The organism is Janthinobacterium sp. JC611, from assembly GCF_018682595.1.
Taxonomy (GTDB): Bacteria; Pseudomonadota; Gammaproteobacteria; order Burkholderiales; family Burkholderiaceae_D; genus Janthinobacterium.
Genome location: NZ_JAFLJN010000015.1, coordinates 43,921 through 67,656 on the forward strand (window position 1 = coordinate 43,921; position 23,736 = coordinate 67,656).

At 64.8% G+C, this 23,736-nt stretch carries 24 protein-coding genes; 17 read left to right on the forward strand and 7 right to left on the reverse strand.

Features of this window, described 5'->3' with window-relative positions:
* The first annotated feature begins 2 nt into the window (after positions 1-2).
* From J0O65_RS11180 to J0O65_RS11200, 5 genes are all read left to right on the forward strand, one after another.
* Positions 3-1,199, forward strand: coding sequence for an acetyl-CoA C-acyltransferase (locus J0O65_RS11180; RefSeq protein ID WP_076565392.1), 1,197 nt, complete (start codon positions 3-5; stop codon positions 1,197-1,199).
* Positions 1,200-1,294: 95 nt separating this feature from the next.
* Positions 1,295-2,074, forward strand: a complete 780-nt coding sequence (locus J0O65_RS11185; protein ID WP_215406767.1) for an enoyl-CoA hydratase — start codon at positions 1,295-1,297, stop codon at positions 2,072-2,074.
* A gap of 137 nt (positions 2,075-2,211) precedes the next feature.
* Entirely contained in the window at positions 2,212-2,823 is a 612-nt protein-coding gene (locus tag J0O65_RS11190) for a TetR/AcrR family transcriptional regulator (protein ID WP_215406769.1), read from the forward strand.
* Positions 2,824-2,905: 82 nt separating this feature from the next.
* Positions 2,906-4,063, forward strand: coding sequence for an iron-containing alcohol dehydrogenase (locus tag J0O65_RS11195; RefSeq protein ID WP_215406962.1), 1,158 nt, complete (start codon positions 2,906-2,908; stop codon positions 4,061-4,063).
* Between the two features lie 22 nt (positions 4,064-4,085).
* Positions 4,086-4,763: a type 1 glutamine amidotransferase domain-containing protein gene (locus J0O65_RS11200; protein WP_215406771.1), complete on the forward strand. Its 678-nt coding sequence runs from the start codon at positions 4,086-4,088 to the stop codon at positions 4,761-4,763.
* A gap of 7 nt (positions 4,764-4,770) precedes the next feature.
* Here the strand turns inward: J0O65_RS11200 and J0O65_RS11205 are convergent, their stop codons facing one another.
* A complete protein-coding gene (locus tag J0O65_RS11205; RefSeq protein ID WP_215406773.1) occupies positions 4,771-5,358 on the reverse strand; it encodes a TetR/AcrR family transcriptional regulator in 588 nt (195 codons plus the stop codon).
* Positions 5,359-5,399: 41 nt separating this feature from the next.
* On the opposite strand from J0O65_RS11205, the gene J0O65_RS11210 reads away from it, so the two are divergent.
* Entirely contained in the window at positions 5,400-5,927 is a 528-nt protein-coding gene (locus J0O65_RS11210) for a dihydrofolate reductase family protein (RefSeq protein WP_215406775.1), read from the forward strand.
* Here the strand turns inward: J0O65_RS11210 and J0O65_RS11215 are convergent.
* Positions 5,924-6,781, reverse strand: coding sequence for a metallophosphoesterase family protein (locus tag J0O65_RS11215; protein ID WP_353056181.1), 858 nt, complete (start codon positions 6,779-6,781; stop codon positions 5,924-5,926). The genes J0O65_RS11210 and J0O65_RS11215 overlap by 4 nt on opposite strands.
* Positions 6,782-6,867: 86 nt before the next feature.
* On the opposite strand from J0O65_RS11215, the gene bla reads away from it, so the two are divergent.
* From bla to J0O65_RS11230, 3 genes are all read left to right on the forward strand, one after another.
* Positions 6,868-7,812 carry a subclass B3 metallo-beta-lactamase gene (bla, locus tag J0O65_RS11220; protein WP_215406777.1) on the forward strand — a complete coding sequence of 315 codons (945 nt, stop codon included), beginning with the start codon at positions 6,868-6,870 and terminating at the stop codon, positions 7,810-7,812.
* 276 nt (positions 7,813-8,088) lie between these two features.
* Positions 8,089-9,297: an RtcB family protein gene (locus J0O65_RS11225; RefSeq protein ID WP_215406779.1), complete on the forward strand. Its 1,209-nt coding sequence runs from the start codon at positions 8,089-8,091 to the stop codon at positions 9,295-9,297.
* 11 nt (positions 9,298-9,308) lie between these two features.
* Positions 9,309-9,482 (forward strand): hypothetical protein, encoded by a 174-nt coding sequence (locus J0O65_RS11230; protein WP_215406781.1) that lies wholly within the window; start codon positions 9,309-9,311, stop codon positions 9,480-9,482.
* On the opposite strand, the gene J0O65_RS11235 is transcribed toward J0O65_RS11230, so the two are convergent.
* Together J0O65_RS11235 and J0O65_RS11240 are read right to left on the reverse strand one after the other, a co-directional pair.
* Positions 9,479-10,282, reverse strand: a complete 804-nt coding sequence (locus J0O65_RS11235) for a metallophosphoesterase family protein (RefSeq protein WP_215406782.1) — start codon at positions 10,280-10,282, stop codon at positions 9,479-9,481. The two genes, J0O65_RS11230 and J0O65_RS11235, sit on opposite strands and share 4 nt — an antisense overlap.
* Positions 10,283-10,328: 46 nt before the next feature.
* On the reverse strand, positions 10,329-11,234 hold the full coding sequence (locus J0O65_RS11240) for a LysR family transcriptional regulator (RefSeq protein WP_215406783.1): 906 nt from the start codon (positions 11,232-11,234) through the stop codon (positions 10,329-10,331).
* 119 nt (positions 11,235-11,353) lie between these two features.
* Here J0O65_RS11240 and J0O65_RS11245 point away from each other — a divergent pair, with 119 nt between their 5' ends.
* Positions 11,354-12,217, forward strand: coding sequence for a pirin family protein (locus tag J0O65_RS11245; RefSeq protein ID WP_215406784.1), 864 nt, complete (start codon positions 11,354-11,356; stop codon positions 12,215-12,217).
* A 14-nt stretch (positions 12,218-12,231) separates the two neighbouring features.
* Here the strand turns inward: J0O65_RS11245 and J0O65_RS11250 are convergent, their stop codons facing one another.
* Positions 12,232-12,987 (reverse strand): substrate-binding periplasmic protein, encoded by a 756-nt coding sequence (locus J0O65_RS11250; RefSeq protein ID WP_251373671.1) that lies wholly within the window; start codon positions 12,985-12,987, stop codon positions 12,232-12,234.
* Positions 12,988-13,216: 229 nt separating this feature from the next.
* On the opposite strand from J0O65_RS11250, the gene pnuC reads away from it, so the two are divergent.
* Both pnuC and J0O65_RS11260 read left to right on the forward strand, forming a co-directional pair.
* On the forward strand, positions 13,217-13,807 hold the full coding sequence (pnuC, locus tag J0O65_RS11255; RefSeq protein ID WP_215406786.1) for a nicotinamide riboside transporter PnuC: 591 nt from the start codon (positions 13,217-13,219) through the stop codon (positions 13,805-13,807).
* 332 nt (positions 13,808-14,139) lie between these two features.
* Positions 14,140-16,698: a TonB-dependent receptor gene (locus J0O65_RS11260; protein ID WP_215406787.1), complete on the forward strand. Its 2,559-nt coding sequence runs from the start codon at positions 14,140-14,142 to the stop codon at positions 16,696-16,698.
* A gap of 2 nt (positions 16,699-16,700) precedes the next feature.
* Here the strand turns inward: J0O65_RS11260 and J0O65_RS11265 are convergent, their stop codons facing one another.
* Entirely contained in the window at positions 16,701-17,507 is an 807-nt protein-coding gene (locus J0O65_RS11265) for a response regulator transcription factor (protein WP_215406788.1), read from the reverse strand.
* Positions 17,508-17,856: 349 nt separating this feature from the next.
* On the opposite strand from J0O65_RS11265, the gene J0O65_RS11270 reads away from it, so the two are divergent.
* The 4 genes from J0O65_RS11270 to J0O65_RS11285 all read left to right on the forward strand — a co-directional run bounded on the left by J0O65_RS11270 (position 17,857) and on the right by J0O65_RS11285 (position 22,569).
* On the forward strand, positions 17,857-18,387 hold the full coding sequence (locus J0O65_RS11270; RefSeq protein ID WP_215406790.1) for a Csu type fimbrial protein: 531 nt from the start codon (positions 17,857-17,859) through the stop codon (positions 18,385-18,387).
* 12 nt (positions 18,388-18,399) lie between these two features.
* On the forward strand, positions 18,400-19,128 hold the full coding sequence (locus tag J0O65_RS11275) for a fimbrial biogenesis chaperone (protein WP_353056182.1): 729 nt from the start codon (positions 18,400-18,402) through the stop codon (positions 19,126-19,128).
* Between the two features lie 64 nt (positions 19,129-19,192).
* Positions 19,193-21,565, forward strand: a complete 2,373-nt coding sequence (locus J0O65_RS11280) for a fimbria/pilus outer membrane usher protein (protein ID WP_251373672.1) — start codon at positions 19,193-19,195, stop codon at positions 21,563-21,565.
* A complete protein-coding gene (locus J0O65_RS11285) occupies positions 21,565-22,569 on the forward strand; it encodes a Csu type fimbrial protein (RefSeq protein ID WP_215406792.1) in 1,005 nt (334 codons plus the stop codon). The genes J0O65_RS11280 and J0O65_RS11285 overlap by 1 nt, the downstream gene beginning before the upstream one ends.
* Here J0O65_RS11285 and J0O65_RS11290 read toward each other — a convergent pair.
* A complete protein-coding gene (locus J0O65_RS11290; RefSeq protein WP_215406794.1) occupies positions 22,566-22,802 on the reverse strand; it encodes a hypothetical protein in 237 nt (78 codons plus the stop codon). The two genes, J0O65_RS11285 and J0O65_RS11290, sit on opposite strands and share 4 nt — an antisense overlap.
* Positions 22,803-23,054: 252 nt before the next feature.
* On the opposite strand from J0O65_RS11290, the gene J0O65_RS11295 reads away from it, so the two are divergent.
* Positions 23,055-23,612, forward strand: a complete 558-nt coding sequence (locus J0O65_RS11295; protein ID WP_034753667.1) for a winged helix-turn-helix transcriptional regulator — start codon at positions 23,055-23,057, stop codon at positions 23,610-23,612.
* Positions 23,613-23,736 lie beyond the last annotated feature (124 nt).

Here is a 23,736-nt window from a genome sequence, read left to right on the forward strand (position 1 = left end):
AAATGAGCAAACAACTTCAAGACGCCTACATCGTCTCTGCAACCCGCACCCCGATCGGCAAGGCGCCGCGCGGCATGTTCAAGAACACCCGCCCGGACGACCTGCTGGTGCGCGTGCTGCAATCGGCCCTGGCGCAAGCGCCTGGCCTCGACCCGGCGCTGATCACCGACGCCATCATCGGCTGCTCGTTCCCGGAAGCGGAGCAGGGCTTCAACATCGCGCGTAACTCGGTGCTGCTGGCCGGCCTGCCGAAAACCGTGGGCGGCGTCACCGTCAACCGTTATTGCGCTTCGGGCATCACGGCGATTGCCATGGCGGCCGACCGTATCCGCGTGGGCGAAGCCGACGTGATGATCGCCGGCGGCATCGAATCGATGTCGATGGTGCCGATGATGGGCCACCACCCGTCGATGAACCTGGACATGTTCAGCGATGAAAACATCGGCATGGCCTACGGCATGGGCTTGACGGCCGAGAAAGTGGCGCAGCAATGGAAGGTGTCGCGCGAACAGCAGGATGCGTTCTCCGTCGAATCGCACCGCCGCGCCATCGCCGCGCAGCAAGCCGGCTTCTTCAAGGCGGAAACGACGCCCGTCGAGATCATCACGCGCACGCCGAACCTGGCCACCGGCCAGGTGGACGTGAGCCGCCGCACCGTCGACACCGACGAAGGCGCGCGCGCCGATTCGTCGATGGAGTCGCTGGCAAAATTGAAGCCAGTCTTCGCCGCCAAGGGCACCGTCACGGCCGCCAACAGCTCGCAGATGTCCGACGGCGCCGGCGCGCTGCTGATCGTCAGCGAGAAGATTTTGCGCGAGCATAACCTGACCCCGCTGGCGAAATTCTCCTCGTTCGCCGTGCGCGGCGTGCCGCCGGAAATCATGGGCATCGGTCCTAAATTCGCGATTCCCGCGGCGTGCGCCGCCGCCGGCATCACGCAAGACCAGCTGGACTGGATCGAGCTGAACGAAGCGTTTGCCGCGCAAGCCCTGGCCGTGATCGGCGACCTGGGCCTGGATCCATCGAAGGTCAACCCGATGGGCGGCGCGATCGCCCTGGGCCACCCGCTGGGCGCCACCGGCGCCATCCGCGCGGCCACCGTGATCCACGCGCTGCAGCGCACCAAGCAGAAATACGGCATGGTCACGATGTGCGTGGGCGCCGGCATGGGTGCCGCAGGCATCTTCGAGCGCGTCTGATGACACAGGCGTCGTGACGCAAGAGGTCAGATTAGATTAGTCAACACTTGGGCGCTGCGGGATTACCCCGGCGCCCTTTATCTTTTGGAGACGACATGGATATTGTGTGCAGCAAGAGCGAGGGCATCCTGACCCTGGAATTCAACCGCCTGGAACGCAAGAATGCGATCACGGGCGCCATGTACCAGACCCTGGCCGATGCGCTGGTGGCGGCCGAGACGGACGACGAAATACGCGCCATCCTGATCTGCGGCAAGCGCGAGATTTTCACGGCTGGCAACGACCTCGATGACTTCATGAAGACGGCGCGTCCGAAGGATGGTTCGCTCGACCACGACCGCCCCGTGTTCCAGTTCATGCGCGCCCTGTACGGCAGCAGCAAGCCCGTGGTGGCGGCCGTCTCCGGCCCGGCCATCGGCATCGGCACGACCCTGCTGATGCACTGCGACCTGGTGTATGCGGCCGACAACGCCAGCTTCTCGATGCCGTTCACGCAGCTGGGCCTGTGTCCGGAATTCGGTTCCAGCCTGCTGCTCACGCAACTGGCCGGCTACCCGCGCGCGGCGGAAAAGCTGATGCTGGGCGAAGCCTTCCCAGCCAGCGAAGCGCTGGAAATGGGCCTCGTGTCGAAAGTCGTGCCCCTGTACGAATTGATGACCTTCGCGCAAGGCCAGGCCGCCAAGCTGGTGGCCCTGCCTGCCGCCTCGATTCGCGCCACCAAGCGCCTGATGAAGCAAAGCCGCATGGAGCCGATGAAGGCCGCCATCGCCGACGAAAACAAACTGTTCAGCGCCATGCTGGGCGGCGCCGAGGCGAAGGAAGCGTTTACGGCCTTCTTTGAAAAGAGGAAGCCGGATTTCAAGCAGTTCGCCTAAGCTGACCGCCGGGGTCAGCCCCCCGCGCCCGTGAGTGCAAGCCGCTGAGTTAGCGGCCTTGGGGGTCTGACCCCAGAATTTTTCTCTGGACTCGCTTTAATCTAGACGACTGGTCTAATTGTGCTACAATGCTTCGCATGAAAGCTGAATACACCGACGTGCGCCAGCACATTATCGACCAGGGCAAGGCCATCATCACGCGCAAGGGTTTTGCCGGCGTGGGGCTCAACGAGATCCTGTCGGCCGCCGACGTGCCCAAGGGCTCGTTCTACCATTACTTCAAGTCCAAAGAATTGTTTGGCGAGGCGATGCTGGAAGATTACGTCACCGGCTACCTGGCCGCGATGGAAGACGTGCTGGGCCAGCCTGGCCGGAGCGCGGCGCAGTCGCTGATGGATTACTGGGCCAGTTGGACCAGCGAGAGCGTCGATGGCAGCGGTTGCGACTGCCGTTGCCTGGTGGTTAAGCTCAGCAGCGAAGTGGCCGACATGTCGGAACCGATGCGCGTGGCGCTGCTCGATGGCACCCATCGCATCATCGCCCGGCTGGCCCTGGCCATCGCGCGGGGCAGGGTGGACGATACGCTGCCATCGGTGGCCGATCCGGCGCAGATGGCAGCCACCTTGTACCAGTTGTGGCTGGGCGCGGCCTTGCTGACCAAGCTGCGGCGCGATGCCAGCGCCCTGCAAACGGCCTGGCGGGCGACCCTGGCCATGTTGCAGCTGCCGCCGGACAGCTACGACCGATAGACAGCAGGCAAGCGGACGCACCACGTCCGCTTTTTTTGAAAACCCATTCTAGACGACCAGTCTAATAATAAGGAGCGACATGATGAAAAACTTTGAATTCCATAACCCGACCCGTATCGTGTTCGGTCTTGATAGCGTCGCCAAATTGTCCACCCTGGTGCCGCACGATGCGCGCGTGCTGATCTTGTACGGCGGCGCCAGCGCGGAAAAGACCGGCACCCTGGCCGAGGTACGCGCCGCGCTGGGCCAGCGCAGCGTGCAGGAGTTTGGCGGCATCGAACCGAATCCCAGCTACGAAACCCTGATGCGCGCCGTGGCCCAGGTGCGCAGCGAGAAAGTGGACTTCCTGCTGGCCGTCGGCGGCGGCTCCGTGATCGATGGCACCAAGTTCGTCGCCGCTGCCGCCCTGTACGACGGCGAGCCGTGGGAAATCGCCGAGCGCGGCGGCGCCAACGTGCAGCGCGCCCTGCCGTTTGGCACGGTGCTGACCTTGCCGGCCACGGGCTCGGAAATGAACAGTGGCGGCGTGGTGACGAAAAAAGCCACGCACGACAAGCTGAGTTTCCGCAACCCGCTGCTGTATCCGCAGTTTTCCGTGCTCGACCCCAGTAAAACGTTCACCTTGCCGGCCACGCAGGTGGCCAATGGCCTGGTCGACGCCTTTGTCCACACCACGGAGCAGTATCTGACCTATCCGGTGCAGGCGAGGGTGCAGGACCGCTTTGCCGAAGGCTTGCTGCAAACCCTGGTCGAGATCGCGCCGCAGGCCGTCGCCGCGCCCGACGATTACGCCACCCGCGCCAACCTGATGTGGACTGCCACCCTGGCCCTGAATGGTCTGATCGGCGCCGGCGTGCCGCAGGACTGGGCCACCCACATGATCGGCCACGAACTGACGGCCCTGTACGACATCGACCATGCGCGCACCTTGGCCCTGGTGCTGCCCGCGCTGCTGGATGTGCAGCGCGAGCAGAAACGCGGAAAATTGCTACAGTATGGCGAACGTGTCTGGAACATCAGCAGCGGCAGCGACGACGAGCGCATCACCGCGGCCATCGCCCGCACCCGCGCCTTCTTTGAAGGCCTGGGCATCCCGACCCGCTTGTCCGCTTACCAGCTGGGCCAGGACGCGGTGGAAGCGGTACTGAAACAGCTGGAAGCACATGGCATGACCTCCCTCGGCGAACACCGCGATATCGACCTCGCGCGCAGCCGCCGTATCCTCGAAGCAGCACTGTAACCCTGACATAAAAGGACGCAACATGAACATCCTGATGGTACTGACCTCGCACGACCAACTCGGCGACACCGGCAAGAAAACCGGCTTCTGGCTGGAAGAATTCGCCGCGCCCTACTATGCCCTGCAGGAAGCGGGCGCCAGGCTGACGGTGGTGTCGCCCCACGGCGGCCAGCCGCCGCTGGATCCGAAAAGCGACGAACCCGATGCGCAAACGGACGCCACGCGCCGCTTCAAGCAGGACGCCGCTGCGCAAGCCGTGCTGGCCAACACGGGCAAGCTGGCCGACGTGAAGGCGGCCGACTTTGACGCCGTGTTCTACCCGGGCGGCCATGGCCCGCTGTGGGACCTGGCCGAAGATGCGCACTCGATCGCGCTGATCGAGCGGATGATCGCCGCCGGCAAGCCCGTCGCCGCCGTCTGCCACGCGCCCGGCGTGCTGCGCCACGTGAAGGCGGCGGATGGCACGCCGCTGGTGCGCGGCAAGCAGGTGACGGGCTTTACGAATAGCGAGGAAGATGCCGTCGGCCTGAGTGCCATCGTGCCTTTCCTGGTCGAGGACATGCTCAAGCAAAACGGCGGCGTTTACTCCAGGCTGGGCGACTGGCAGCCGTACGCCGTCACCGATGGCTTGCTGGTCACGGGCCAGAATCCCGCGTCGTCGGAAGCGGCCGCCCAGGCGCTGCTCAAGCTGCTGGCCTGATGCCAGGCTAGCTGCGGGCGGCCATGCCCGCCAGGATCAGGCCGACCGAAGCATGCCAGGCTGTCTCGCTGGCGGGCCGGCCCGCCAGCGCGTAGCCGTGCAGGAAATCGACGAGCGCATCGCGCCCGCGCAGCCGGGTTTTTTTGTCCAGCGCGAGCCCGTCGACGGCCAGCTCGAACAGCGCCGTGAAGCGCTCGGTCACGTCGGCTTGCGTCACCAGCCCGCGCGCCATCAGGCGCACGAAATACGGCGTGGCGCTGACCAGTTCCAGGTACAGCGCGCACAGCGCGAGCACACGTCGTGGCGCGGCCTGGCGCCGCGTAAACGGCGGCCGCTGCGGATCGAGCGCGGCAAAACGCTGCGCCATCAAGGCCAGCAATAATTCCTCTTTTCCCGCGTAGTAGTGATACACGGCCATGGCGTCGACGCCCAGGCGTTGCGCCAGCGCGCGCATGGAAAACGCTTCGCCTTGCTCTTCCAGCAGGGCCAGGGCCGCCTGCAGGATGCTGGCGCTGTCCAGCGCGGGCGCGGCGCGGCGCGGACGCCCGGCGCGGCGCACGGGAGAGGCGATGGCTTGAAGTTTTGCGGTTTTCATGGGCATAATTCTACACCGTAGAATTAAATGAAAGCACACCCATGCAAAAATCTTCTGTCAGCGTTTTTCTCGGCATCAGTATCGACGGCTGTATCGCGGGAGAGAATGGCGACCTGTCCTGGCTGGCCGAGCTGGCGCCCGACTCGCCCGAGGCGACCGGCTACGCGGCCTTGATGGAGCAGGTCGATACCCTGCTGATCGGCCGCACCACGTATGACGCCGTGCTGGGATTCGAGCCATGGCCGTATGCGGGCAAGCGCGTGGTGGTCTTGAGCCACCGCGACTTCGCGCCGCGCCATGGCGAGCAGCGCCGCGAAGGCAGCGTGCGGGAAGTGCTGCGGGAGCTGGCAGAGGAGGGGTGCCGCCACGTGTATCTGGACGGCGGCGCCGTCATCCGCGCCGGTTTGCGCGAAGGCGTCATCGACAGCGTCACCTTGTCCGTGCTGCCCGTGGTGCTGGGCAAGGGCGTGCGCCTGTTCGAGGATGGCTTGCCGCGCAGCGACTGGCGCCTGGACGGCACGCGCCAGCTGCCCAGCGGCGTGGCGCAGCTGCGCTATCGGAAAAATTAAACCGCGCTGGCGATGTCGACGATGCAGCCGGGATCGTAGCGTTCGTTTTCGGGCGTGCCGTCCGGCCGCTTGTAGCCGCACGGGTTGCACACGACGCGGCAGCCGCCTATGCGATAGTCGAGCGATGCATGCATGTGGCCATGTACCCACAGGTCCGCTTGCGCCACGAGATCGTCCAGCCGCGAGGCGAAGGCGGGCGAACCCAGGTTCGTCGCGTACTGTTCTTCCACCGACAGCATCGAGGGCGCCATGTGCGTGATGACGACCGTCTTGCCATCGAAGGGCTGCGCCAACTGCCGTTCCAGCCAGGCGCGGTGGCGCGCGTGCAGCTGCGCCGTGTCGGCCGCGCACAAGAGGCGCGGCGCATCGCCGCCAGTGCTGATGCGCTTGTAGTCGGGCATGTAGGCTTGCGCCGCGTTAAGCGCTTCTTCCTGGCGCTCGGCGCCGAACAGCAGGAAATCCGTCCACAGGGTCGCGCCGAGGAAGCGCACGCCGCCCAGTTCCACGGCGTCGCCGTCGAGCAGGCGGATGTTGGCGCCGTGCGCATTCGCGCTGGCGCAGGCGTCGCGCACGGCGTCCTGCATGCGTTCGAGCTGATGGCCATAGCCTTCGTGGTTGCCATGCACGTACAGCACGGGCAGGGCGCCGAAGGTGCGCGCGGCCCAGGCGACGGCATGGCTGCCCGTGTCGATGTCGCCGGCCAGGATCACCACGTCGGGGCGGCAGGCGGCAAGCTCGATGGCGGGCGTGTCTTCACCCCAGACTTCCAGGTGCAGGTCGGACAGGATCAGCAAGCGCATGGCGGTGGGCGCGGCAAGGCGCACGGCAGTCGATGGGCCTCTATCGTAGCGCAAGTGGCCGCGTCCGTCCGCTTGACCGTGCGAGGCTGGCGACGTTACTCTATGGCATCGATTCATCCCGCCTATCTTCCTGGAGCCGCATGCCGCCTTTCTTCTTTCCCAAGACCTTGCTCAGTGTCGCGCTGGCCGCCATGGCGCTGCCGTTGACGGCGCATGCCGCCACGCCCGCCGTCGATCCTTTGACGCAGCCGATCGCCTCGCCGTATGCGGCGCAATGGAACCGCCCGCAGCAGCCGGCGCGCATCCACGGCGACACGTATTACGTGGGCGTGGGCGGCTTGAGCGTGGTGCTGATCGATACGCGCGCAGGCTTGATCCTGATCGACGGCGCGTTGCCGCAATCGGTGGCCGCCATCAAGGAACACATCCTCGAGCTGGGCTTTCGCCTGCAAGACATCAAGTTCATCCTGAATACGGAAGCGCATTTCGACCATTCGGGCGGCATCGCCGCCCTGGCCCGCGACAGCGGCGCGCAAGTGGTGGCCAGCCCGCTCGGCGCGCAGGCGCTGCGCGCGGGATCGGTGCTCGCCATGGACCCGCAAGCGGGCGAAATCGATCCCATGCCGGCCGTGGAGAACGTGCGCGAGATCGCCGATGGCGAAACCCTGCAACTGGGCGACGTGACCATCACGGCGCGCTACACGCCCGGGCATACGCCGGGCAGCACCAGCTGGACCTGGGTGTCGTGCGAGGATGCCGAGCGTCAGGAATGCCTGAGCGTGGTGTTCGGCGCCAGCCTCACGCCGGTGGCGGCCGACGATTTTCATTACCTGGGCGATGAACGCCATGCGGACCTGACGCCGGCCTTCCGCCGCGTCATGCAGGACTTCGCCAAACTGCCGTGCGACATCCTGATCTCGGCCCACCCCGACCACTCCGGCGGCGACCAGAAGCTGACGCAATTGCTGGAAGGCGTCACGCCGAATCCCTTCATCGATGCGCAGGCGTGCAGCCATTACGCGGCCAACAATGAAGCCAGGCTCGATGCCCGCATCGCGAAAGAAAAGGCGGCTGCGACAAAATAACAACGTTGGCGTCTTCGCCATGAAAAGCGGTTGACGCACTGCAGCATAAGGTGCAGAATCATCGTCCGCAGTTCAGATTAACCAGATAAAAGAAAGGAAACCCATGTTCGAGCAGGCTGGCAGCAAGTACGACCACTAGCCCCGTGCATGACGCTCGGGGCCATCGGCACATTGCCGATCCCGAGCCGGTGTCCTTCAAAACCCCGGTGAGGAAACTCGCCGGGGTTTTTTGTTTCATGGGAGCCCCGGCATGACGACAAGACCAAGGAATACGTTATGCCCATCCATCAGACATTGCACGGCGCCCAGGTGCCCGTGCATATTTTTACCGACGATATCGATGCGCAGGCGCTGCGCCAGCTGCACAATATCGCCAGCCTGCCCATCGTCCATCCGCATGTGGCGGCCATGCCTGACGTGCATGCCGGCATCGGCGCCACCGTCGGCAGCGTGATTCCCACGCGCGGCGCCATCATCCCGGCCGCCGTCGGCGTCGACATCGGCTGCGGCATGAATGCCGTGCGCACGACGCTGACGGCCAGCGACCTGCCCGACAACCTGGCGCGCCTGCGCAGCGCCATCGAAGCGGAAGTGCCCGTCGGCTTCGAGCAGCACGAATGGAGCCGCGTGCAAGGCTCGCGCCAGGCGCGCGCCGTGCGGCCCCTCGGCGACCGCCTGGCGCGCATCGTCGAGCGCCACCGCGGCATCGCCAAGATGCTGCGCCAGTTCGAGCGCACGTGGATCTGCCAGGCAGGCACCCTGGGCGGCGGCAATCACTTCATCGAAATCTGCCTCGACGAGGAACAGCGCGTGTGGATCATGCTGCATTCGGGTTCGCGCGGCATCGGCAACGTGATTGGCCGTTACTTCATCGCCGCCGCGCAGAAGGACATGCGGCGCCACCAGCTGCAGCTGCCGGACGCCGACCTGGCGTACTTGAGCGAAGGCTCCGCGGTGTTCGACGACTACGTGGAGGCCGTGGACTGGGCGCAGGATTATGCGCTGCTCAACCGCAGCGAGATGATGCGCCGCGTGCTCGACGTGCTGGCGAAGCATGCGCCGCCGTTCCGGCTCGATGGCGAAGCGATCAACTGCCATCACAACTACATTGCGCGCGAAACGCATGGCAATGCGGATTTGTATGTGACGCGCAAGGGCGCCATTTCGGCGCGGCAGGGGGAGCTGGGCATCATCCCCGGCAGCATGGGGGCACGCAGCTTCATCGTGCGCGGCAAGGGCAACCCGGAATCGTTCTGTTCCTGCTCGCATGGGGCGGGGCGCAGCATGAGCCGCAGCGAGGCGAAGCGCCGCTTCAACCGCTTCGACCTGGCCGAGCAGACGGCCGGCATCGAGTGCCGCAAGGATGGCGGCGTGGTCGACGAGATCCCGGCCGCGTATAAAAATATCGACGCCGTCATGGCGCACCAGAGCGACCTGGTGGAAGTGGTGCATACCCTGCGCCAGGTCGTCTGCATCAAGGGCTGAAAGGAGCAACCATGAAAATCAAACTGAAAGCCACGCCGAAGCCGCGCAATCCGCTCGTGGCGGCCGCCAGGCTGCGCGGCGGCGCCGGTGCGCACCAGTCGGAGGCATCGCCGCGCGCGGCGCGCCGGGCCGGCAAGCACCGCCTGCAGCAATGGCTGGCGGGCCGTCTGAAGCCGGAGGATTAAGGTGCGGCCAGCTCGACGATGAGGTTCGGATCAAAAGCGGGATTTTGCGGCGTGCCGCTGCGCGACTTGTAGCCGCACGGATTGCTGACGACGCGGCACGGGCCGATGCGATAATCGCGCGAAGCATGGATGTGGCCATGTACCCACAGGTCCGCCTGCGCGGCCAGCTCGTCCAGGCGCGAGGCGTAGGCGGGCGAACATCCCTCGCTGCCGTAGGCATCGTCGACCGACAGCAGGGACGGCGCCATGTGGCTGATGACCACCGTGCGGCCGTCGAAGGGCTGCGCCAGTTCGCGCGCCAGCCAGGCTTTTTGCTGCGCGTGGAACATGGCCGTGTCGGCCGCGCGCAGCTTGCGAAAGCCCATGTTGGCCAGGCGGATGCGCTTGTAGTCGTTCATGACGGCTTCCGCGTCGCGCATGGCCGCCTGCCGCGTGTCGTCGCCCAGCAGGCGGAAATCCGTCCACAGGGTGGCGCCCAGGAAGCGCACCTTGTTGCCTGCCTGGTCGGCGATGACGTGGCTGTCGGCGTCGAGAAAATGCACGTTGTCCGTGGCGGCGCAGGCCGCGCGCAGCTCCTGGCGCACCTTGTCGAGGTGGTGGCCATAGCCTTCGTGGTTGCCATGCACGTACAGCACGGGCAGGCCCGCGAACGTGGTGGCGGCCCAGGCGACGGCGCGTGACCCCGTGTCGATGTCGCCCGCCAGGATGACGGCGTCGGGGCAGCTGAGCGCAAGGTCGCCCTGCGGCGCTTCGTCGCGCCACAGCTCATGGTGCAGGTCCGACAAAATCAGTAAACGCATGCGGCATCCGGGCGGTTGGCGAATGCGCCATCGTACCTGAAAACCCTCACTCTTCCTCCAGCGCGGCGAAGCCGTGCGCCAGGTGGTCGATCAGCGCGCGCACGGCCGGCAGCAGGCCGCGCCGCGACGGGAAGACGGCGTGGATGATTTCGCGCTGCGGCCGCCACTGCGCCATCAGCGGCAGCAGGCTGCCATCGGCCACTTGCGCGGTGATCATCATGGTCGGCAGCTGCACCACGCCCACGCCGGCCACGGCCGCGTCGCGCAGGGCCAGCATGTCGCCCGTGACGAAGCGCGGTGTGTGGCGCAGCTGGGCGCGCGCGCCATCGGGGCCATGCAAATCCCACTGGTACTGCTGTTGCGGCGCGCCCAGGGCCAGGCTGGGCCAATCGGCCAGGTCGGCTGGCGCTTGCGGCAGCGGCGCGCCGGCGAACAGCAGCGGGCTGCCCGCCATGCACTGGCTGCGTTCGGCCAGCACGCGCAGCACCAGGTCGCTGTCGGGCAGCGGCGGCGGGCGCACGCGGATGGCCACGTCGATGCCTTCGGCCACCAGGTCGACGCGGCGGTTGCTCGCTTCGAGCAGCAGGGTCACCTGCGGATGCGCGCGCATGAAGCTGGCCAGCATGGGCGCGACCAGGGAATGCAGCAGGGCGATGGGGCAGGACAGGCGCACCGTGCCGCGTGGCGCGGCCCGCGTCAGCTCGATCGCGTCCTGCGCCGCCTCCGCTTCCACCAGCATGGCCTTGCAATGCTCGTAAAACGTCTGGCCCAAGTCGGTGACGGAAAAATGCCGCGTCGTGCGCTGCAGCAGGCGCGCGCCGAGGCGCTCTTCCAGCAGCGCGATGCGCCGGCTCAGCTTGGATTTCGGCATGCCCAGCGCGCGCCCGGCCGGCGCGAAACCGCCATGCTCGACCACCTGCGCAAAGTAATACAAGTCATTCAGGTCCTGCATGCCGCCTCCTTGATCGTTCTATTTTTGGAACGCTGATGGCGAATTTTACCGTCTATCGCCTTCATCGTTGCGGGAGTATGCTATCTGTATCGTAATAGAAACCCCAACAGGAGATCGAGATGAACACAGTCACAGGTATCTACAGCGCACCGCGCCAGCACTGGGTCGGCGACGGTTTTCCCGTGCGCTCGATGTTTTCCTACGGCGGCCATGGCAAGCAGCTGAGTCCCTTCCTGCTGCTCGACTATGCCGGTCCCGCCGAATTTGCGCCCGGCACGCGTCCGCCCGGCGTCGGTTCGCACCCGCACCGGGGCTTTGAAACGGTGACCATCGTCTACAAGGGCGAAGTGGCGCACCGCGATTCGACGGGCCAGGGCGGCGTGATCGGTCCCGGTGACGTGCAATGGATGACGGCCGGCGCCGGCATCGTGCATGAAGAGTTTCACTCGCCTGCCTTCACGCAGTCGGGCGGCACGCTGGAAATGGTGCAGCTGTGGGTGAACCTGCCGGCCAAAGACAAGATGACGGCGCCCGGCTACCAGGCCATCACCAGCGACACGATACCCACGGTGGCGCTGCCGGAGGACGCCGGTTCCGTGCGCGTGATCGCTGGCGATTTCGCTGGCCAGCATGGCCCGGCCCGCACGTTTTCGGCTATGCAGGTGTGGGACGTGCGCCTGGCCCAGGGCAAGCTGACGCAGCTGCCGGTGCACGCCGGCTGGAGCACGGCGCTGATCGTCCTGCACGGCACGGTACTGGTGAATGGCGAGAGCGTGGTGCGCGAAGCGCAGATGGCGCTGTTCGGGCGCGATGGCGACAGCATCACCGTCGAGGCGAACAACGACGCTGTGGTGCTGCTGCTGAGCGGCGAGCCGATCGATGAACCCATCGTCGGCCACGGTCCCTTCGTCATGAATACCGAAGCGGAAATCGCGCAGGCGTTCGAGGACTTCAACAGCGGCCGCTTCGCCCGCATCGTTTGAAGCGTGCCAGTCCGCTACGGCGCTTCGTAGTTGTTGCGTATCGCCGCCAGCACGCCGCGCTGTTCCAGGCGCGTGATGGCGGCGTTCAGGCGCGCCAGGTCGGCGGCGCTGGTCGTGCGCGCATTGAGCATCAGGTGCACGGGGGCGCGCAGGACGAGGAAGGGCAGGGTGCTCAAGGCAACGCCTTGCAGGCGCGCTTCGTGGCGCACGGCCAGCACGTCGCCCAGCAGCAGGTCGGCGCGGCCCGCCTCGAGCATGCGCACGCCTTGCTGGAAGCTGCCGAACGCGTTCAGGCGGCCGGCCTTTTCCAGCGCCGGCCGGGCCGCGGCGTATTGCGCGCCATACCAGCCCACCTTGGGCGCCAGCAAGGTCGCCTTGCCGCGCGCGAGCTGCGCGAAGCTGGCGAGCTGGCGCTGGGCGGCGGGCGCGCCGGATTTGCTGAAGAGCCCCACGGTTTCGTCGCGATACGCAATGGAAAAGCGCGCATACGACTGGCGTTCCGGCGTCTCGGACGCGGCCAGCATCAGGTCCAGTCCCCCCTTCTGGAACAGCAGCTGGCGCCGCGCGGTGGGCAGTTCCGGCACGGTGACGAGGGTGCAGTGCGCTTCCTTGAAGATGGCGCGCAGCAGTTCCAGGTCCAGGCCCGTAGCGCGGCCCTGGGCATCGCGATGGAGATACGGCGGCCACTGTTCCAGCGCCATCGTCATGCGGCAAGCCACGGCGGGCAGGGCGGATACGCCGAGCACTGCCGCAAACAGGAGATGGCGCATGCGCATATGGAGACTTCCCAGGAGTTTCAACTTGATATTCAATGTGCCAGAATGGCCATGGAAGTCAAGGGCTGCGGCTGCTGAAGCGCGGCCTGACTCGCATTTTCTCGATCTACGCGCGTTTTTTGCCGCGTGCCCCCATGGGCGTCGCTTCCGGCACGGCGAACACCGCGCAGTGTAATCGGCTATAGTGGCGCGGTGCAACCACTGCCCTGCAAAGGAAATCCGCTTGACTCCCCCGCTCGAGATCGCCGCAAATGTATTGATGACTGCCTCCATCATCTTGGCCGGACGCAATAATATTCATTCCTGGTGGATCGGCATGGTCGGCTGCGTGCTGTTTGCCGTGCTGTTTTTCCAGGTCAACCTGTACGCCGACGTGATGCTGCAACTGTTTTTCATCGTCACCTGCGTCATCGGCTGGCTGCAATGGCGGCGCGGCGCCGGCGGCAAGCCCTTGCCGATCACGCGCACGCGCTGGCGCACCTTGGCCTGGGTGGTGCCGGCCGGCATCGCCTCCGTGGTGATCTATGGCATGCTGCTGCACCGCTTCACGAATGCCTACGCACCCTTCATCGATTCGGCGGTGTTGGTATTTAGTATCATCGCGCAATTTTTGCTGATGAGCCGGCGCATCGAAACCTGGGCTTTCTGGCTGCTGGTCAACACCGTGGCCGTGCCGCTGTACTACAGCCGCGGCCTGCACCTGACGGCCGTGCTGTATGCGGCCTACTGGGTCAATGCCCTGATTTCCTGGTACTGGTGGAACGTGCAGGCGCGCCGCGCGGCGCTGGCGCCAGTGGCGCATGCCGATGCCTGAATGTTGTCAAACGACAAGTCCTTAGATTCAAATCATATATACAATCAATTTTTAATTCGTTCACGCCATAAAGACGCCGGGATATAGTGGCCTTTCCCCGCTTACCGGTGTCTTTTATGTTGCGTTTTACCATTTCCGCCTGTTTTTATACCGCCCCGCACCAGCTGACCATGCAATGCATGGCGCAGTCGATGCCGGTGCGTGCCCGTCCACGCATCCCGTAAGCGCTTCACCCCCCCCATCGTCGTTTTGCCCGCAGGCCCACCCGGCCCGCGTGCCCCTGTTCGGCCTTTTTTATCGGAAAAAGGCTGCAATCCCAATAAGAGGAAACCATGTTCAAACCACTCGCCATCAGTCTTGCCATCGCCGCCGCCTTTCCCGCTTTCGTCCATGCAGAAGACGACATGCTGCGCGTGAATGTCACCGGATCGAATATCCGCGTCAGCGAAAAGGAGGGCGCCAGCGCCGTGCAAGTCATCACGGCCAAGGAATTGAAAGCCAGCGGCAAGACCAGCGTGTCGGACGTGCTGCGCGCCATCTCCGCCAACAGCGGCAACAGCTACAACGAACAATACACGGGCAGTTTTTCGGCCGGCACCTCGGGCCTGTCGCTGCGCGGCATTGGCCAGCAAAACACCCTGATCCTGGTGAATGGCCGCCGCGTGGCCAGCTATGCCACGGCGCAGGACTTGCAGCAGACCTTCGTTGACCTCAACAGCCTGCCGATGGCGGCCGTGCAGCGCATCGAGGTGCTCAAGGATGGCGCCTCGTCCGTGTACGGCTCCGACGCCGTGGCCGGCGTGGTCAACATCATCCTGTACAAGGAATTCACGGGCACGGACATCACGGCGCAATGGGGCGGCTCGACGCAAGGCACGGGCCAGCATGAAAAGAGCGCGGCGCTGCAAACGGGTTTCGGCAAGCTTGAGGAAGATGGCTACAGCGTGGTCTTCTCGGTCGACGCGCAGCAGCGCGACAAGCTGCAGCAAAGCGACGTGGCATGGCTGCGCGACGCCGATTACCGCCAGCAGCAGCGCGGCAGCCTGGGCTGGACCGCCACGAATTACGCCGGCAACGATCCCACGCAGACCCTCGGCGGCGTGCGCGGCCCGCTGCAACTGGTGCCGTACCACGACATCAATCCCGATCGCAGCGGCCAGGTGCTGGCCTACAATCCGGCGCCGTACAAGACGCTGATTCCGGGCATCCAGCGCATCCACTCGTCGCTGCGCGGCACCCTCAAGCTGAACGCGGACACGGAAGCCTACGTCGACCTGCTGCACAGTTATTCGCGCGCCGACCAGACCTTCAGCGCGCCACTGACGGTGAATAACGCCACGCGCGTGTGGAACAACAGCACCAAGCTGCTCGATACCATTCCCGTGGTGCTGCCCGTGGGCCACCCGAACAATCCGGGCACGACGCCCTTGCCCTTCACTGCCACGCTGTTCGACCTGGGACCGCGCCTGAAGCAGGACCGCGTCACCTTCTACCGCGCGCTGGCCGGCGCCAAGGGCACGTGGGCGGGCTGGGACTGGGATACGGCCGTGGCCCATTCCAGCAGCAAGCTGGAAGAAACGGTGCAGAACTTCGTCAACCGCTACGAATTCCAGAAGGTGCTGGCCGAGGGCAGCTACAATTTCTTTGATCAGTCGCAAAACAGCGAAGCCGTGCGCAACCGCCTGCGCCTGTCGACCCTGCGCCCGGCCGAGTCGACCCTCGACACGCTCGACTTCTCGGCGGCCAAGGATATCTGGGACTTGCCGGCCGGTCCGCTGGGCTTTGCCGCCGGCGCTCAATGGCGCCGCGAAAAGATGGATGCGCAAACCTCGACGGCGGTGTTGTCGGGCACGGAACTGCGCCCCGCGCTCAACATCATCAACGGCTCGCGCAATGTGTCGGCCCTGTTCGCCGAATTCAACGTGCCCGTCGTAAAAGACCTGTCCGTCAACGTGGCCGGCCGCGCCGACCATTACAGCGACTTCGGCAATGCGTTTTCGCCGAAAGCGAGCGCGCGCTATCAGGCGGCGCCCTGGTTGCTGCTGCGCGGCACCGTTTCACGCGCCTTCCGCGCGCCGTCGCTGCCGGAAATCACCGACAGCACGGCCGTCAGCTATACCAGCGTGATCGATGCCCGCGATCCGCTCACGCCGACGCAGGCGCGCGGCGTGACGGTGATGACCATCGCCAATCCGAACCTGCGCCCGGAGCGGTCGAAAAACCTGAATCTGGGCGTGGTGGTGTCACCCACCAGCAGCTCCAGCATCGGCCTCGATTACTACCGCATCAAGCAGGATGGCGTGATCGGCACGGCCAGCGCCACCACCATTCTCGCGAATGAAAAGACGGCGCCGCAACAGATCACGCGCGGCGCCGATGGACGCATCACGACCCTGTACCGCCAGTTCCGCAACCAGGGCCAGCGCGAAGTGTCGGGCATCGATATCGACCTGCGCCAGCGCTTCGTCGACAAGGACTGGGGCAAGCTGACCCTGGCGGGCCAGCTGAGCCGCGTGCTGCGCTTTGCCGAGCCGCTGTCCGATGGCGCGCCGCTGACCAATGGCGCCGGCACCAATCACTTCGGCTCCATCCCGAAATGGCGCGGCGTCACGTCGGCCACCTGGGAACAGGGCAAGTGGTCGTCCACGCTCACCTGGAATTACGTGGGCAGCTATGCGCAGGAGACGCATCTCGATGAATCGGTGGCCGCCTTCAGCACCTTTGACGCGACCAGCAGCTGGCAGGTGACGCCACAGGCGAACGTCACCTTCATCGTGCAAAACCTGGCCAACAAACGGGCGCCCTGGGACTATGCCTCCACCGGCTTTGACTTTACCCAGGCCGATCCGCGCGGCCGCGTCGCGGCGCTCAAGCTGAACTACAAGTTCTAGCGTCAGTGTCCGTTGGCCGCCTGCCGCTGGCCCGTCTGCTCCTGCAGGCGCTGGCGGTAGGCGCTGGGCGTGACGCCCATGCGCTCGCGGAAGGCGGTGGCGAAGTTGCCCGCGTTGTGAAAGCCGATCAGCAGGGCGATGTCCTGCACGTCGATCTCGGTCTGCTGCAGCAATTCCACGCCGCGGGCAATGCGCGCTTCGCGGATGAAGGCGAAGACCGTCATGCCCGTCTGCTCGCGGAACATCAGGGTCAGCTTTTCGCGGTAAGTGCCCACGCTGCGGGCGATTTCGGACAGGTTCGGCAGGCTGCCCAAGTTGTCGAGAATCAGTTGTTTGACCGCATTGACGAACACCAGGTCGGGATGCTGCGGCCTGTCGCTGATCGGCGTCGCTGCCGGCAAGGTACTGTTGCTTTTACGCATCAAACCCAGGTGAATATGGATGCGCGCGGCCAGTTCTTCCGGCGTGAACGGCTTCGAAATGTAGTCGACGCCGCCCACCTGCAAGCCCATGATGCGTTCCTTGGCGGCGTCGGCGCCGCTGAGGAAGATCACGGGGATCTGTTCCGTCTCGGGATTGGCCTTGAGCAAACGGCACGCCGTGTAGCCATCCATCTCGGGCATGCGCACGTCGAGCAGGATCAGGTCGGGATGCGTGGCCAGCGCCAGCTGGTAGCCCTGGTAACCGTTGAAGGCGATGCTGAAACGGTAGGGCTGCTCGCTGAGCAACTCCATCAGCATGCGCTGCTCGAACGCGGAATCGTCCACGATCAAGATGTTCTTTTTGATGGTTTCGCTGGTCAATGGCATGGCATGGATGACTTAACCAAATAGCAAGTTGTAGCTTATTATGCCTCGCTTTTTCTTTTTTTTCTGTTTTTCTCGTGTTTCAAAAGAGGTTTCTCCGCAAGAAGAAGCGGCGTTTTCACAGATCGCTAATAATTCACTCATGCATTGATTTAAAGCAATGTCGCTTGTTAAAAAATCTGTCTTGCAAATGCTGCAAAAAATGCCGGAGTCCCCGGGTTCCTGACTCTCGGCACCAGTTTTTTGTCGTCCTGGTTTGCGTGCCCAAGAAAACGCCGGCAATACCGTGACTATCCTCGATGCCCCTCATATTGGCGGGCTCATTAATGATGTTCCATCATCAGGAGGTATCATGTTGCGAGTTAATTTCTCCCGCTGTGCCGCTGCCGCCAGCGTCGCCATCGCCGGTACGGTCCTGCTGTCCGGCCAGGCCGACGCCGCCGTTTATCTGAACGGCAGCAATACCGCCACCTTTGACGTCACCCTGAAAATCATCGCCAACTGCACCATTTCGGCGGCCAATCTCGACTTTGGCCAAAGTCAGGGCGTGCTGGCTACTGCCGTTAACGTCAATACGACCGTGAATGTCACCTGCACCAATACCACGCCGTACAACGTGGGACTGACGGCCGGTTCGGGTACGGGCTCGACCGGCACCACGCGCTACATGAGCGGCACCGGCGGCAATCTCGGCAAGGTGCAATTCAATCTGTACCAGACGGCCGGCGCCACCCTGTGGGGCGATACGCAGGGCACCGATACGGTCGGCGCCACCGGCAACGGCACGTCGCAGCCGCTCACCGTGTACGGCAACATTCCGCCACAGGCGACACCGGCGCCCGATACCTACAAGTCGACCATCACGGCCACCGTGTACTTTTAAACCGGACCCCGCGTGAAGGCCCGTCTTGCCTCCGTGCTCAGGTGCTTGCTGGCGTTGCTGGCCTGCCACGCCGCAGGCGCGCACGGCGCGAACCTGCAGATTTCGCCGGTGACGCTCAATTTCCGCGCGGAACAGAGCGCGACGGGGATCAACCTGCAAAACCTGGGCGAGCAGCCCATGTATGGCCAGGTGCGCGTATTTGCCTGGGATCAGCGCGACGGCGAGGAAGTGCTGGCGCCGACGCAGGAGCTGGTGGCCAGCCCGCCCATTGTCGAGATCGCTCCCAACAGCCGGCAGACCATCCGCCTGGTGCGTGCGCAGGCGGGTCCGGTCGCGCAGGAAAAGACCTACCGCGTGCTCATCGACGAGATCAGCCGCGAGGATGACACGGGCCGCAGCGGCGTCGATATCCGCCTGCGTTACTCGGTGCCCGTCTTCGTGCTGCCGGGCGGTGCGCCAGGCAAGGAAGTGCTCGCCTGGCAGGTTTTTCGCGAGCAGGGCGAGTGGATGTTGCGTATCAAGAACAGCGGCAACTTCCATGCGCAGATCGGCGCGCTGACGCTGACGAACCAGCGCGGCAAGGAATTTGTCATCAGCAAGGGCTTGTTTGGCTACGTGCTGGCGGGACGCATGCGCGTGTGGCGCCTGCCCGTCGCCCGGGAGGCCGAACTGGATGGACCGTTGGGTATCGCGGTGAACGTGAATGCAAAGGCGCTCATTGCCACGAATTCCACACCTTGAACACTACCGTCCTGGCGTGCACGCCTGGCGCGTGCCGCCGCAGCGGGCGCAACCGGCTTGAACCATGAAACGCGCACTGACATGGCGGACTTGCTGGACCTTGCTGCTGCTGGCGCTGGCGCTGGCGCCGCTGGCGCGGGCCGAGGGGACGGCGGCGAATGGGGTGACGGGGGCCGATCCTGGCCCGGCCCGCCTGCCCGGCGATCCGGCGGCACCGAATGAACTGTATCTGGAGGTAAGCGTGAATGCTGAATCAACCGGGCTGATCTTGCGTTTTACCCAGGCGGGTAGACGCTTGCGCAGCAGTGTGGCGAACTTGCAGCAGCTGGGGCTGGACCCGGCGCGCCTGGTCGCGCCCGGTCAGACCGAAGTGGTGCTCGATGCCATCCCGGGGCTCAGCTACGATTATGACGCCGCGCGCCAGAGCATCTCGCTGCAGGTGGCGGACGATTTGCGCACCCCTTACCGCCTCAGCGCGCGCACGCCGGCGCAGGCGCCGCCAGCGCAGGTCACGCCCGGCGCCGTCCTCAATTACGAAGCCTATGCGGAGCTGGGCCAGACGCGGCGTGTCGCCATCTTCAACGACTTGCGCTATTTCAACGATAGCGGCGTCTTCTGCAATACGGGTACCCTGAATCTGGGGGCGGGACAACGCCAATACATGCGTTTCGACACCTTCTGGAGCCGCGCCAACCCTGACACCCTGCAGACGTGGCAAGTGGGCGACCTGATTTCCTCGTCGCTGAGCTGGAGCCGCGCCGTGCGCATCGGCGGCGTGCAGTGGCGCAAGAATTTCCAGCTGCGTCCCGATTTGCTGACCTTTCCCGTCGCTTCCGTCGACGGCACGGCGCTCGTGCCTTCGTCGCTGAGCCTGTACGTCAATGGCGTGCAGCAATATGCTGCCAGCGTTCCCAGCGGCCCATTCGTCCTGAACCAGGTGGCCGGCATCAATGGCGCGGGGCAAGCCACCCTCATCACGCGCGATGCGCTGGGACGCAGCGTGACGACCGTGCTGCCCCTGTATGTCGATACGCGCCTGCTGGCCAGCGGCTTGAGCGATTACTCGTTCGAGGCGGGCGCCGTGCGGCGCGACTATGGCCGCCGCCTGTTCGGCTATGACGGCCGGCCGGTCGCCAGCGCTTCGGCCCGGCATGGCGTCAGCGACAGTGTCACGCTCGAAGGCCATGCGGAGCTGGCCGCCGGCCTGTACCAGGCGGGGGCGGGCGCCTTGCTGCGGCTGGGACAAGCCGGCGTGCTCAACGGTACGCTGTCGGCCAGCGCCGGCCGCAGCCGCGGCGCGCAGGTGGGCGCCGGCTATCAATACCTGGGGCCGCGCTTCAGCGTCGATGCGCAAAGCGTGCGCGCCAGCGCCGGATTTGGCGACCTGGCCGCGCGCGACGGCAGCCCCGTGGTGCGCGCGGCGGACCGTTTCACCGTCAGCCTGCCCTTGCCGGCAGGAAGCAGCGTCAGCACCAGCTATATCAGCTACCGCACGGCGGGCGCGCCGCCGTCGAAGATTGCCACCGCGGGCTATTCGGCCACCCTGTTCCACGGCCTGTTCTTCAACGCCAGCCTGTTCCAGGATTTGCGGCAGCGCGAGAAGCGGGGTTTCTACTTTGGCTTGAGCATGGCGTTCGACAACAATCTCGCCATCAGCGTCAACAGCAGCCGGCAAAATGGCCAGAGCGGCCGCAGCGTCAGCGCGCAGCGCGCGGCGGACTTCGGCGGCGGCTTCGGCTGGAATATGCAGGCGGGCACGGCGGGCGGCAATGCCTATCGGCAGGCGCAAGTGGAATACCTGGGCAATGAGGGGCGCGCGTACGCGCGCGTGCAAGGCGGCGACGCAGGCAATGCTTCCTCGCTGGGCGCCGCCGGCGCGCTGGTGCTGATGGATGGCCACGTGGCGGCGGCGCGCCAGGTGGGCAACGGTTTCGCCCTCGTCTCCACGGGCGGCGTGGCCGACATTCCCGTGCTGCATGAAAATCGCCAGATCGGCGTGACGGGCAGCAGCGGCTATCTGCTGGTGCCGAATTTGAATCCCTATGGCAATAACCAGATCAGCATCGCCACCGAAGACCTGGCCGTCGATGCGCGCGTGCCGGTGATCAACATCAATGTGGTGCCGCAACACCTGGCCGGCGTGCTGGCCGCCTTCCCCATCGAACGCTACAGTGCGGCCACCGTCATCGTCCAGGGCGCCGACGGCAAGCCGCTGGCCACGGGCTTGTCCGTGCTGCACATGCAAAGCGGCAAGCAGACGGTGGTGGGATTTGACGGCATCATTTTCGTCGACGATTTGCTCGAACAGAATCAGTTGCAAGTCGGTGAGGGCGACAGCGCGTGCACGGTGCGCTTTGCGTATGTGCGCCCTGCCGCGGGCGGCTTGCCCGTGATCGGCCCGCTGCGCTGCAGCGCCGGCGCCGCGAGGAGCCGCTGATGCGCCGCCTGCTGCTCTGGCTGGCTTTGCTGCTGGGCTGCGCCTGGGGCGGTACCGCGCAGGCCGATACCTGCTCGGTCAGCATGACGAATATCGATTTCGGCACCGTCAGCCCGATTTCCGGCAGCGATTACGTGGCACAGGCAACGGGCACCCTCAGTTGCGATTTCTTTTCGCTGAATTTGGGGCAATTGCTCACGCCAAATGCGCAAGCGTGCATTTCGCTGGGGCTGGGGAGCAATTCCACCTCGGCCCTGCCGCGCAACCTGGGCAACGGCAGCAACCGCATGGAGTACAACGTGTACGTGGACAGTTCGTATGCGACGGCGAAGATCTGGGGCGGCGCCGGCGTGGCGGGCGCACCGTCGTTCTTCACGATCTTCCTGTCGGCCGGCTTGCTGGCGCCGGCCGGCACGTATTCCACCACGTTTACCGTGTACGCGAAGATCCCTGCCGGCACGGCCCTGGCCGCCGTGCCCACGGTGGCCAACGCCAATACCGTCTATACCTCGAGCTTTGCGGGGCAGGGTACGTACACCTACACCACGTATGGCCTGATCAACCTGTTCGGCTGCACGGTCAACAGCGGCAGTTTCGGTTTCACGGTGAATGCCACGGCCGTCAATGACTGCACCATCACGGCCAGTCCGATGGCGTTCGCCAACGCCTCCATCCTGACGGGCAGCTTGCGCAGCACCAGCACGCTGTCGGTGCGTTGCGTGAACAACAACGCCTACCAGATCGCCTTGAACGGCGGCAGCGTGGCGGCCAGCGTGGCCAATCGGCAAATGAAAAATACGCTGACGACGGACCAGCTCAGTTATCGCCTGTCGGCCACCCTCGACGGCCCACTGTGGGGGGATGGCACGGCCGGCACCAGCATGGTGACGGGCACGGGAACGGGGGCCAGCGTGCCGCTGACGATTTACGGCCGTGTGCCGGCGCAGGCTGCACCGCGTCCTGGCGATTACAAGGACACGGTCACGGCGACGGTTTATTTTTAGAAGGTGACGGTGACGAGGCCGGCGCCGGATGGCGTGGCTTGCTGCTGCATCAGGTAGGGCGAGTTGTGCCGGCACTGCACCCGGGCCATGCCGCGCTGCGAGACGACGGTGCACGCTTCGTGGATGACGAAGGTGGCCTGGAACGAGGCGGAGGAGACAGTACCGGCGGTGGTGGTCTGGCAAACGGCGAGGGTGAACAGGGCGGGCAGTACGGCAAGCTTCAAAGGAGTCATCGTGCATCTATCGAGTAAAAAACGCCTGTTGGCAGTCGCGCGTGCTGGGCTGGCTGGCAACGTTTTTCGCACCGGGATGGGGTGGTTGAACAAGGCATTATTGTAATAGAGCAATAAAAAAGTGATTTTTTGCGTATTTTGATGCCGTTGCCATGGGCGGCGAGTGGCTTGCAAATGAATAGTAACTGAAGTGTTGATGCTGCAAAGGGCATTTTTTGATCGATGTGCTGGAATTTATGCGAGGAGATGGTCATGAAACATACCAACTTTAATAATTTGCCTTGCCCGATAGCTCGCAGCCTCGGCAAGGTGGGCGAATGGTGGAGCATCCTCATCCTGCGCGAAGCGTTTTATGGCAAGACGCGTTTCGATGAATTTGAAAAAAGCCTCAAGATCGCGCCCACCATCCTGACGCGCCGCCTGGCCGACCTGGTGGAAGGGGGCTTGATGACGCGCCGCCTGTACTGCGCCAAGCCGCCCCGCTACGACTACGTGCTGACCAAGTCCGGGCGCGCCTTCAAGCCCGTGCTGCTGGCCTTTATTGCCTGGGGTAATGAGAACTTCGCGCCGGAAGGGGCCAGCCTCGTCATTGCCAGCCGCGACACGGGCCTGGCCGCCGACCCGGTGCTGGTCGACGCCACGACGGGCTTGCCCATCAATGACGAGTACTACGCGTTCGCGCCTGGGCCGGCCGCCAGCGACAGCATGCGCAGCATCATCCTCGATGCGGAAAAAAGCAGCGGCATCGCACCCAAGCCGAAGGCGCCGGCCGCCAACCGCGGCTGGGTGGCGGAAGGGCATCTGGCCTGAAGATGCGCTGCGGGCGAGCAGCAAGTTTGGCGTACAGCAAAGCGGACAAGGCGGCATGGCGTTACTGTCGCACCATGCAACAAGTGCGGCGCAGGCCCGGCAGTGCAGGGCAGGGCGCCATCCG